Here is an 11288-nt window from a genome sequence, read left to right on the forward strand (position 1 = left end):
TCAATCGCAATAGCTAGCTATTACTCAATCATGCGCCTTGCTCTTCATCATTTTTCCTCAACAAGCCCTGATCACAATATTATGCGGAATGGTATAACAGAGATAGAACAAGTAAAAAAACCTGCAAATGAAACCAGCATATAACCTTTCTGCTCCAGACTTAACGCGACTAAATTGATCACTGAATTAAGATTTGCCTGCTCATCACCATAAAAGTGCATCTGCAATAGACTCAAACTGATCAGACTATAAACAACGAGTGTAATAATAGTGCCAATAATAATAGTTAATGGAAAATCACGATGGGGATTTTTAAAATCATTGGCTAGATGGGCAATCGCTTCAATACCTAAAAAAAACCAAAGAATATAGGTCGCACTTAAGGCAATATTGGATAACTGAAAAGGATAGGAATATTGGCTATTAATAGAGACAAACAATAAACAACTGACAATGCAGATACTTAATAGGGTTCGCACCACAGCAGCGGTTTTCAGACCAAAAAGGTTAACAACCAAAAGTAAAAATAATATAAATACTGAACAGATAAATAATGTCTGTTGCGTGGATTCTGCTATCAAGCCAATGGCCGTTAATCCATTCACTAAAAAATTAGCACCCGTGATAACAATAACAGGCGCGCCCAGTGCAACCACCCAAATAAATAACCAACTAACAATGCGTACTACTTTATCGCCAAATGCTAACAGCACAAAATAAGCAGTACCACCCGCATGAGGATATTTTTTACCTAATACGGCAAAAGTAAAAACAATAGGTAAAATCAGCAAGCCCACGATTAACCACGCCAGCAGTGACCAACTTCCCGCAACAGATGCAACAATAATACATCAGAGCCTAATAAAGCAGAGACCAACAATCCTACACCATGCGTAACAGTGATCGATTGATTTGAGGTAGACAAGTTATTCTCCTTATTAAAAAATCATAATAACGACTCTTGTAAACTCAATTATTAACAATAAACAAGTAAAATGACCATTATTTTCTCTATTTTGTGAATAACTTCAAATAACACGAGCATTTTATGAACAGATCAAGTAGAATGCGCCACCCTCGTAATGTGATCCATGTTGGATTATTACGAAATCTTCAGATTAAACCTACTGCGCGTAATAATATTTTTATAAACACGCGAGAATTATTAAATGGTCTCAATTTACATTGAAACCATTGAGGTGACGTAGGTATATCTGGATTAGCGCGTTTACGCACCGCTAAAACGCAGAATTTACACGAAATCATGAGGCCTCTATGTCAGAGTCAAATGCAACAGAAAACACAGAAAATATTATTACTTTTAACGACTTAAATTTACCAGAAGCATTAACTAAAGTCGTTTCAGAGATGGGTTATGAAGTACCTTCTCCAATTCAAGCACAAACAATTCCCCTTCTATTAGACGGTAAAGACGTTTTAGGCGTGGCACAAACAGGTACAGGTAAAACGGGTGCCTTTGCATTACCACTATTAGCAAATATCGATTTATCCATTAAGAAACCACAAGTATTGGTATTAGCACCAACACGTGAGTTAGCAATTCAAGTTGCAGAAGCTTTCCAAAGTTACTCTCGTCATTTACGTGGTTTCCACGTTATGCCAATTTACGGTGGCCAAAGCTACAATATTCAGTTCAAGCAACTAAACCGTGGCCCACAGGTTGTTGTTGGTACGCCTGGTCGTATTATGGATCACCTTAAACGTAAAACGTTAGATCTTTCAGGTCTAACAACGTTAGTACTAGATGAAGCTGATGAGATGTTACGTATGGGTTTCATTGATGATGTTGAAACTATCATGAAAGATATGCCAGAGAAGCACCAAACTGCGCTTTTCTCAGCAACCATGCCAGAGCAAATCCGACGCATCTCGAAACGTTACATGAATAATCCAACTGAAGTTAAGATTAAAGCAAAAACATCAACGGTTGAGAATATCGAACAGAAATGCTGGATTGTACGTGGTGTTAATAAACTTGACGCATTAACACGTATGTTAGAAACAGAAGAGTTTGATGGCGTAATTATCTTTGCACGTACCAAAACAGCAACGGTTGAATTAGCTGAACGTTTAGAAGCGCGCGGTTACCGCAGTGCGGCCCTAAATGGCGATATGAACCAGCAACTGCGTGAACGTACTATTGCACGCATTAAATCGGGCAGTTTAGATATATTGGTCGCTACAGATGTTGCCGCACGTGGACTAGATGTTGAACGCATAAGCTTAGTGGTTAACTACGATATCCCAACAGATACAGAGTCTTATGTTCACCGTATCGGTCGTACTGGTCGTGCTGGTCGTAAAGGTAAAGCAATCTTATTTGTTGCACCTCGTGAACGTCGCTTGTTAAAAGCAATTGAACGCGCAACACGTCAAGAAATTACTATTATGGATTTACCAACACGTGATGAAGTAACACAAACACGTATTGAAAACTTCCAAAAACAACTGTTCTCTATTTGTGAAAGTGAAGACCTAACGTTCTACCGTACGCTGTTTGAACAAATTGAAAATAACACTGAAATTGATGATTTAGACCTTGCTGCTGCATTGCTTTTCCTTGCGCAAAAAGAGAAACCATTACAGCCAGTAGAAGAAAAATTCGTTGAGCCTCGTTCAAATGATCGTAGTTTTGACCGTGGTGATCGTAATGGCCGTGGTCGTGACAGAAATGATCGTGGCCCACGTGGCGATCGCGGACGTGATCGTAACGACCGTGGCGACCGCAATGACCATGGCGGAGACAAACCGCGTGGCCGTGGTCGTCCAACAGATATTGAGTTAGAAACATACCGTTTAGATGTTGGCCGTTCACACGGTGTACAAGTTAAAAACATCGTTGGTGCAATTGCAAATGAAGCAGATATTAACAGTCGTTTCATCGGTGATATCAAACTTAATGATGATTATTCAACCATTGAATTGCCTAAAGGCATGCCAGAAAAAACACTAAAACATCTTGAAAGTGTTTATGTTTGTAAACGCCAGTTGAAAATACGTAAAGATTAATTCTTCTCTACGCTATCCATATTAAGGGTGCTACTTAGCACCCTTTTTTGTGCCCATAGATCCATTCAACTGAAAAAAAACAACCAACATACTAGCTAATAGTTTGATTTATAACGAAAATAACATTCATCTCAGCAATCCACACAATAAAAAAATCAATTACAAACTTATGAAGATAATACTTAGCTAAAAATAACTTAACTGTTTGTTTTATAACAATTAACTATTCCCACTTATGAAATTCCCCCACTCTACTCTATTATTTACTCATTCAATTTGTCATTATACCTTTGCACTAAGGAGAGCACCCATTTGAATTAGTTGTAAAGTATTAGAAAGTCCCATTTTTAATACTTGATATGATGACCTGAAATATAGGTGACCATAGTTTTCTTCGATTTGAAGACCTTTATCCACTCTATTTAAGGCCCATTAATAGAGTGGTTTTTTTTGCCTTTTTTTCGCCTATTTCAGAAACAAAAAAGCCCAATCTATGCAGATCGGGCTATTTAAAAAAGGTAACAAATAATACTATTTTTTTGTTGGGCGCTTCCAGTCATTCAGGTTACGCTGTTTTGTACGTGCGACCGCTAATGCGTTCTCTGGCACATCATTAACAATCGTTGTACCTGCTGCCGTTGTTGCACCATTACCAATGCTCACTGGCGCAATCAGCTGGCAGTCACTACCAATAAAAACATCATTACCAATTTTAGTTTGATATTTATTCGCACCATCATAATTACAGGTAATAACACCAGCACCAATATTTACGCGACGGCCCAAGGTACTGTCACCAATATAACTTAAGTGGCCACATTTAGTGCCATTACCCAGTGTTGATTTTTTAATCTCTACAAAGTTACCCACATGTACATCTTTTTCAATCACTGTTTCAGGACGAATACGTGCAAATGGACCAATGGTTGAATTATCACCAATACGGCTACCTTCGATGATAGAGTTAGCTTTAATCTCAACATTATTTTCAATATCACAATCGATTAAGATACAGTTAGCACCAATCACCACACCATCACCCAAGTTAACATTACCTTTGATGATGACGTTAATATCGATATCAACATCTTGACCACAAGTAAGCTCTCCACGCAGATCAAAACGTGCAGGATCACGTAGCATCACCCCACGTAACAACAATTTTTCCGCTTCTTGTAGTTGATAAGCACGCTCTAGTTTTGAAAGCTGTAAGCGGTTGTTAACCCCTTCTACCTCTACGGTGCTAGTGGGATGAACAGCGCGAATAATACGCCCCTCTTGATGTGCCATTTTAATAATATCAGTAATGTAATATTCACCAGCGGCATTATCATTACGCAAAGCGGGTAACCAGCGACGCAGGTCACGGGCGCTTGCCACTAAAATACCGGTATTAACCTCTTTAATTTCACGCTGATTTTGGCTGGCATCTTTCTGCTCAACAATCGCAACCACATCACCATCAACACGCTCAATACGCCCATAACCGGTTGGATCGTCAAGGTATACAGTTAATAAACCAATACCTCCTTCTGGCTGTACATCAATTAATTTTTGTAACGTTTGCATACTCAGCAGTGGCACGTCGCCATAGACCATCAATATTTTTTCAGTTTCTCTAAAATGGGGCTGTGCAATTTGCATGGCATGACCAGTGCCCAGTTGCTCAGTCTGTTTTATCCAATTAAGACGGCGCTCAGTAATGCTCTCTTTCATCTGTTCACCACCATGACCATAAATCAGGTGAATATTTTCCGCTCCGACTCCTTTTACCGTGTCGATAACATGTTGCACCATCGGTTTATCTGCAATTTTGTGTAACACTTTTGGAAGACGAGAACACATACGTGTCCCTTTACCCGCAGCAAGAATAACGACACTTAAAGCCATAATAACAATTCCATATTATTTGAAAGCAAAAAATCTATTTTAACCAATTTTTAAACAACTGCGCATAATTAAATAACATTTTTCTTTGTTTATTATTAATTATTTAGCAGTTTGCGATAAGATAAGCCTTTAATCACTCTTAAAAATAGGTTTAGTTTAATGAAACAACAAATATTAAAAGAGATGCGCGTGTTAGCTAACATTGATGTGCACTCAGAAATTCAAACTCGCATCGATTTCATTAAAACTAAACTACAGCAAGCTTATTGTCACACACTGGTTTTAGGTATCAGTGGTGGCGTAGACTCCAGTACCGCAGGACGTTTATGTCAATTAGCCGTTGAACAACTGAATCTTTCAGAGCAAAGTACAAAATATCAGTTTATTGCCGTACGCTTGCCTTACGCTATTCAAAAAGATGAAGATGAAGCGCAACTTGCTTTGCAATTCATTCAGCCTTCACATAGCGTGACGGTTAATGTGCAATCAGGCTCCGATGGTATCCACAATAGTACCCTGCAAGGTTTACAAGAAAGTGGCATCACACTAAACGATCAAACTAATATTGATTTTGTAAAAGGTAATGTCAAAGCACGTATGCGCATGATTGCACAATATGAAATTGCAGGTTTAACAGGTGGTTTAGTGGTGGGCACCGACCATAGCGCTGAGAATATCACCGGCTTTTACACTAAACATGGTGATGGCGCTTGTGATTTAGCCCCCCTGTTTGGCCTTAATAAACGCCAAGTTCGTGCACTCGCAAAACAACTTGGCGCTCCTGCCCTACTTGTTGAAAAAGCACCCACGGCAGACTTAGAAGAGGATAAACCACAACTTGAAGATGAGGTTGCTTTAGGCATGACTTATGATCAGATTGACGATTTCTTAGAGGGGAAAAGTGTGCCACAGGAGATTGAAGATAAACTGATAACTATCTACCAACGCACGCAACATAAACGCCAGCCTATTCCTACCATTTACGATTAGGTTATATCTCCATTTTGCCTCACAATGCGGAAATGGACACTTTAAATTACACGCGGTTTCATTAAAACAAAAATAAAAGGTGATATTGATCAAAAAACTAGCCTTAACCATAGGGTTATTGTAAATTTACCCTTCGGTTAATGATCACTGTAAATTCAGTTACTTTATAAAGGAAGTTAGTCCTATGAAAAAAGTTGGTTTAGTTGGTTGGCGCGGTATGGTTGGCTCTGTGCTTATGCAAAGAATGTCTGCTGAAAATGATTTTGCAACGATTGATCCTGTGTTTTTCACCACCTCTCAAGTGGGGTTAGCCTCTCCTGATATCGGAAAACCAACTGAGTCTTTAAAAGATGCCTTTGAAATTGAAGCGCTCGCTAAAATGGATATCATCATCACCTGTCAAGGTGGCGATTACACTAACGAAGTGTATCCGAAATTACGTGCAAGTGGTTGGAATGGTTACTGGATCGATGCAGCTTCTTCACTACGCATGAAAGATGATGCCATTATCGTACTAGACCCTGTTAACAAAGACGTTATCAAACAGGGCTTAAAAGACGGCATTAAAACCTATGTTGGCGGAAACTGTACCGTTTCTCTACTATTAATGGCTTTAGGTGGTTTGTTTGAAGCAGACTTGATCGAATGGGTAACACCACATACTTATCAAGCAGCTTCTGGTGCAGGTGCACGTAATATGCGTGAGCTAATCAGTCAAATGGGGTCAATTAAAGATGTTGTAGCAAATAAATTAGCCGATCCTGCTTCTGCTATTTTAGAGATTGATCAACAAGTTGCTGAGCACCTTCGTAGTGATAACTTACCCACAGAGCAGTTTGGCGTAGCCCTTGCGGGTAGCTTAATTCCTTGGATCGATGTGCCAATGCCATCGGGTCAGTCTAAAGAGGAGTGGAAAGCACAAGTTGAAGCAAACAAAATTTTAGGCACCAGTGATAATCAAACACCGATTGATGGTTTATGTGTACGTATCGGCGCAATGCGTTGCCACAGCCAAGCGATCACCATGAAACTGAAAAAAGATGTATCAGTTGCTGAAATTGAGAGAATTTTAGACGCTCATAATGAGTGGGTTAAAGTGATTCCAAATGAGCGTGATATAACGATTTCTGAGCTTTCACCTGCAAAAGTAACAGGTACATTAAGCATTCCTGTTGGGCGTATTCGTAAGCTTTCAATGGGGCCTGAATATGTCAGCGCATTTACCGTTGGCGACCAACTACTTTGGGGTGCTGCAGAGCCAATTCGTCGCATGTTGAATATTTTACAAGAGAGCTAAACCCTCTCTAACATTGCTAAAGGCTTCTTAATCGAAGCCTTTTTTATTTACCATGAATACTCTTTACTACTTGGATTCGCGCGGAAATACTTTTCACTTTTTAACGCTTTATCACAAATATCATCTCCCCAAAAAAGCCCTATTTGCAAACGATTATATTCGTAGCGGGTCTCACCAAAGGTTTCATTAAAAGACTCACAGCGATCTAACTCTTTGCCTTTCTCCACACACTTTTCAATTTCAGCTTGGCGCAGAGGCGCAATTTTAGCTTGTCGGTATGACTTACATTCAACCATCAATTCAGGAACTTGCGAACGAGTTATTGTGTCAGCATAAACAGCCGGAGAGACAAAAAAAGAGAACAACAGCATTATTCCAAATAAATGTTTAATCATCCTATTTTCCTTATCTAATCACCCGTTTAATCACAACTGATAATAATAAATTTACTAAAAAAATGTTTTCATCTCGACTGGTTGAGAGCTAATTAACAATACACCTAACAAAATAAAAAATAGCGCAGTACACACCTTAAAGAGTAACGCATAATGAATTTTACTTTGCTGATGGCTCTCTTTTTTCGTGCCATAAAAAGTAGCGACTTTTGCGCCTGATATCGTCAACAGCGCAAGTGAAGATGTCGTCACAGCAGTGCCAAATGCCATTGCTAGTGCGCTAACGATACCTAACCAATACAGTTGTAAACTTGCCGCTAATAACAATACCATCAGCGCGCCACTACAAGGGCGCAAACCAATACTCAGCCCCATGCTGATTGAATGAGAATAGGGAATTTTTGAATCATGCTTTATTGGCGTTGATGGACAACAGCCACAGTTTCCCGCTTTATGTTTTTCACCTTTTAATAAAAAATAGGTGATTTGCAACAGCATGAAAAATCCCAGTGCAATAATGAAATAGAAACTATAACTACTGACAGTATAAGCTTGCTCATTAATCGTGCGCATACTCTGTGTAAACAGATACTTACCCACAGAGACTAAAACAATCGCAGTAACAGCCTGTAAAAAAGCACTGTACACCGTCAAATAGAGGCTCGACTTATAACGACTTGGATATGTTAACAGATAACTTGAAACAATAAACTTTCCATGTCCAGGTCCTAATGAGTGCAATAAGCCATAGATAAAACTAAACCCTAAAAAATAACCAATAAGTGTCTTGTCAGCCTGACCACTTTGATAAAGCATAGTCGCAAGTTGCTGGTAAATATCACGTTGCCAAGCCGTCGCTTGTAGGATCATGGCCGGCCAAAAGTGCCATAACATCATCACTAATGAGATAATAATCGCCACAAAAATTGTACCTAAATAAGTCGATAAGGGTTTATTCATCACGCGTTTCCTGACAATTAATAGTGACACTTTGTGAAAAAATAGGCCCTAATTGGCTATCGGGTTGTGCATCTATTAGCAGAGAAGCCGCATAAATCATCTGCGTTGTGGTTGGATTAGGTTCAATAATCTTCATATCACAAGCGGCCATAAAATTTTCACTGAGTTGTAGATCACTTGCTTGTAACCAAAGAAAATCAACATAGTAGCTATCTTCATAAACCTGAAGATGAAGATCAGTAACAGGTAATAACAGTGGTTTTTCCAACTCAAGGAAAAAATGTAACGTCAACTGATGATCTTCCAGTATTAATCGCGCTTGCTGAGGAACTTTAAATGGCAGCCTAGACTGTTGCTTTTTAAAATAGGTAAAATAATCATTTTCCTTTAGGTTTCCAACCATCTCATCGGCAAGGTTTTGTAAGGTTTTTTGGCGATGAGACTCACTAAGATCTTCACCATCTAATGTATAAGAAGTCGTCATCAAGTCAAACGTCCAAAACATGGTTAATCCCGTTATCTGTTTATTGTCCCCTTCAATCTCTGTTAATACCGAGACCCACGAATGCGGATGCGCTGTAACCGTTGCTATAGAGAAGAACAACAAACAGACAAAAATAATAGGGTAAAAACGGAACTGACTGATATTCATAAGGTTAAATGTCTTGTGGGAATAAAATCATCAAATATACTACTTTAGGAGTATATTTGATGTCAAATAATAATTTTATCTATTAGCAGTAAATACCAATGGAATTGGACACTTTAATTCTGGATAATTATCCACTATCGAGGTGAACATGAATACAAAACGTCAGTACAAAACTTATACCAGTGAATTTAGAACTGAAGCATTAGCACTACTTCAATGAGCAAGGTTACAGCGTTCAAGAAGCTGCATCAGCATTAGGCATCACAACAAGCCTGCTTTATAGCTGGAAATAAAAAATAGAAGCACTTGCTCGTTCCACTGTAAACGTTGATGAGAAGGTTGAGCTACTCTCCTTGTGAAAAGAAGTTAAACAACTCCGCATGAAGAAAGAAATACTAAAAAAATCCAGTGCCTTCTTCGCAAGAGAAATAAAGTAAAGTTTCAGTATATTCGAGCAAGTCGCTCTAAATATCCAATAAAACTACTTTATAATGTACTACAAGTGAGCCGTAGTGCATTTTATGATTGGCTTGAACGTCCAGCCAAAATCATCAGTGAAGAAGCGCTAAATATGCATCGTACTGCACGACAGTTGTTTAAACGCAGTCGTGGTAGTTTAGGCTCTCGTCAAATGTGTAAGAACTTAAGAAAAGCAGGGTTAATGTCCCATAGCGATCAAGGCTCTCAATATACGAGTGGGCAATTTAGCCGTTTACTGAAATATATAAAATAACAGCGGCCATGAGTAGTGTTGGTGCCTATTTAGAGAATGCAGCTGTAGAACGATTTTTTGGCAGTTTAAAGAATGAATAGTTATTAAATATTGTTCACTTAACACGTGAAACGATGAAGATGAATGTTGAAGAATATACCCGTTATTACAACCATGAACGATTTCATACAACACTCGCGATTTAACGCCGATTAGCGATGAAAATTTACAAAGTCAGGTGTCCGGTTGGACTTGACCAGAATAGCTGATGATTTGTGCAGGATAACGATAACCTGTATAGAGATTAGAATTATTCATCCACAGATTGTCGCATAATTTGTGAGGCAGTTGCTAAGTTGACTGTACCCAAGTAAAGCACTACCGTGAATTTCGTGATCGCGCCTTTTCTGAATGGATGAGCGCTAGTGGCGTCCAAAATTTAGATTAAGGATGATTTTATAACTTTTAATCATCCTATTTGGATAAATTGACAATCCCGGGAATAGTCCCTTTCAAAATATAACTTATGGTTAGTTATATTTGTTCATCATTGCTTGTACGTCATCAACCATATCAGTACTTCCACAGAAAAAAGGCACTCGCTGATGTAACTCAGTCGGGACTATTTCTAAGATACGCTGATTACCATCTATCGCTTTTCCACCAGCCTGTTCCATTAAAAATGCAATTGGATTACATTCATATAATAAACGTAATTTCCCTTCTGGTGCGGTCGCAGTAGAAGGATAAATATAGATGCCACCTTTTAATAAGTTACGATGAAAATCAGAGACTAACGAACCAATGTAACGAGAAGTATAAGGCCGTTGCGTAGCATCATCTATCTCTTGGCAATATTTAAGATATTTTTTGACACCTTGTGGAAACTTCTGGTAATTACCTTCATTAATAGAGTAGATTTGACCATTCTCAGGCATCTGCATATTTTCATGAGAAAGATAAAATACGCCCAAAGAGGGGTCGCAGGTAAAGCCATGCACACCATTACCGGTTGAATACACCAACATGGTTGATGATCCATAAATAACATAACCCGCAGCCACTTGTTGATCACCAGGTTGTAAAAAATCAGCTAATATAACGGGCGTGCCGTAAGCGTCAGGGCAACCACACCTTCATCTAATTTCTGATCTCAGTTATGTTATTTTCAAGTCAAATAAAAGGAAATAACAATGAAAATAACGCGCAACGAAACACAATGGCAGACCCTAGTAAAAAATCAACAAACCAGTGGGTTAACTATTTCAGATTACTGTCAACAACATCACTTATCAACGTCTAGCTTCTACACTTTCAAGAAAAAACTAGGCCTAACATCCAACAGCTTTGTTCGCGCTAAAG

At 38.8% G+C, this 11288-nt stretch carries 10 protein-coding genes and 2 pseudogenes; 5 read left to right on the top strand and 7 right to left on the bottom strand.

What is annotated here, in order from left to right; all coding sequences use genetic code 11:
• Positions 1–71 precede the first annotated feature (71 nt).
• Both G322_RS0113685 and G322_RS24585 read right to left on the bottom strand, forming a co-directional pair.
• On the bottom strand, positions 72–797 hold the full coding sequence (locus G322_RS0113685) for an amino acid permease (RefSeq protein WP_022942315.1): 726 nt from the start codon (positions 795–797) through the stop codon (positions 72–74).
• 2 nt (positions 798–799) lie between these two features.
• Positions 800–925 carry a hypothetical protein gene (locus tag G322_RS24585; protein ID WP_281166526.1) on the bottom strand — a complete coding sequence of 42 codons (126 nt, stop codon included), beginning with the start codon at positions 923–925 and terminating at the stop codon, positions 800–802.
• Positions 926–1275: 350 nt separating this feature from the next.
• Between G322_RS24585 and G322_RS0113690 the strand changes: the two genes are divergently transcribed.
• Positions 1276–3030 carry a DEAD/DEAH box helicase gene (locus tag G322_RS0113690; RefSeq protein WP_022942316.1) on the top strand — a complete coding sequence of 585 codons (1755 nt, stop codon included), beginning with the start codon at positions 1276–1278 and terminating at the stop codon, positions 3028–3030.
• 531 nt (positions 3031–3561) lie between these two features.
• On the opposite strand, the gene glmU is transcribed toward G322_RS0113690, so the two are convergent.
• On the bottom strand, positions 3562–4920 hold the full coding sequence (gene glmU / locus G322_RS0113695) for a bifunctional UDP-N-acetylglucosamine diphosphorylase/glucosamine-1-phosphate N-acetyltransferase GlmU (protein WP_022942317.1): 1359 nt from the start codon (positions 4918–4920) through the stop codon (positions 3562–3564).
• A 159-nt stretch (positions 4921–5079) separates the two neighbouring features.
• Here glmU and nadE point away from each other — a divergent pair, with 159 nt between their 5' ends.
• Positions 5080–5910, top strand: a complete 831-nt coding sequence (gene nadE / locus G322_RS0113700) for an ammonia-dependent NAD(+) synthetase (RefSeq protein ID WP_022942318.1) — start codon at positions 5080–5082, stop codon at positions 5908–5910.
• 184 nt (positions 5911–6094) lie between these two features.
• Positions 6095–7207 (top strand): aspartate-semialdehyde dehydrogenase, encoded by a 1113-nt coding sequence (gene asd, locus G322_RS0113705; protein WP_022942319.1) that lies wholly within the window; start codon positions 6095–6097, stop codon positions 7205–7207.
• 47 nt (positions 7208–7254) lie between these two features.
• On the opposite strand, the gene G322_RS0113710 is transcribed toward asd, so the two are convergent.
• The 3 genes from G322_RS0113710 to G322_RS0113720 are packed head-to-tail and all read right to left on the bottom strand — an operon-like array spanning position 7255 to position 9214.
• Positions 7255–7602: a hypothetical protein gene (locus G322_RS0113710; RefSeq protein WP_022942320.1), complete on the bottom strand. Its 348-nt coding sequence runs from the start codon at positions 7600–7602 to the stop codon at positions 7255–7257.
• A gap of 54 nt (positions 7603–7656) precedes the next feature.
• Complete coding sequence (locus tag G322_RS0113715; RefSeq protein ID WP_022942321.1) at positions 7657–8562, bottom strand: nickel/cobalt transporter; 906 nt, start codon at positions 8560–8562, stop codon at positions 7657–7659.
• On the bottom strand, positions 8555–9214 hold the full coding sequence (locus G322_RS0113720; protein ID WP_022942322.1) for a DUF1007 family protein: 660 nt from the start codon (positions 9212–9214) through the stop codon (positions 8555–8557). Before G322_RS0113720 ends, G322_RS0113715 begins: the two co-directional genes overlap by 8 nt.
• Before the next feature lie 148 nt (positions 9215–9362).
• Between G322_RS0113720 and G322_RS22850 the strand changes: the two are divergent.
• Positions 9363–10182: pseudogene (locus G322_RS22850) on the top strand (transposase).
• 274 nt (positions 10183–10456) lie between these two features.
• Here the strand turns inward: G322_RS22850 and G322_RS20875 are convergent.
• Positions 10457–11038: pseudogene (locus G322_RS20875) on the bottom strand (class 1 fructose-bisphosphatase); the annotation flags it as partial.
• Between the two features lie 81 nt (positions 11039–11119).
• Here G322_RS20875 and tnpA point away from each other — a divergent pair.
• Positions 11120–11288 (top strand): IS66 family insertion sequence element accessory protein TnpA (gene tnpA / locus G322_RS24845; protein WP_022942325.1); only part of this gene is annotated, 169 nt, incomplete at its 3' end.

It is taken from the genome of Psychromonas hadalis ATCC BAA-638 (genome assembly GCF_000420245.1).
GTDB classification, from domain to species: Bacteria; Pseudomonadota; Gammaproteobacteria; order Enterobacterales; family Psychromonadaceae; genus Psychromonas; species Psychromonas hadalis.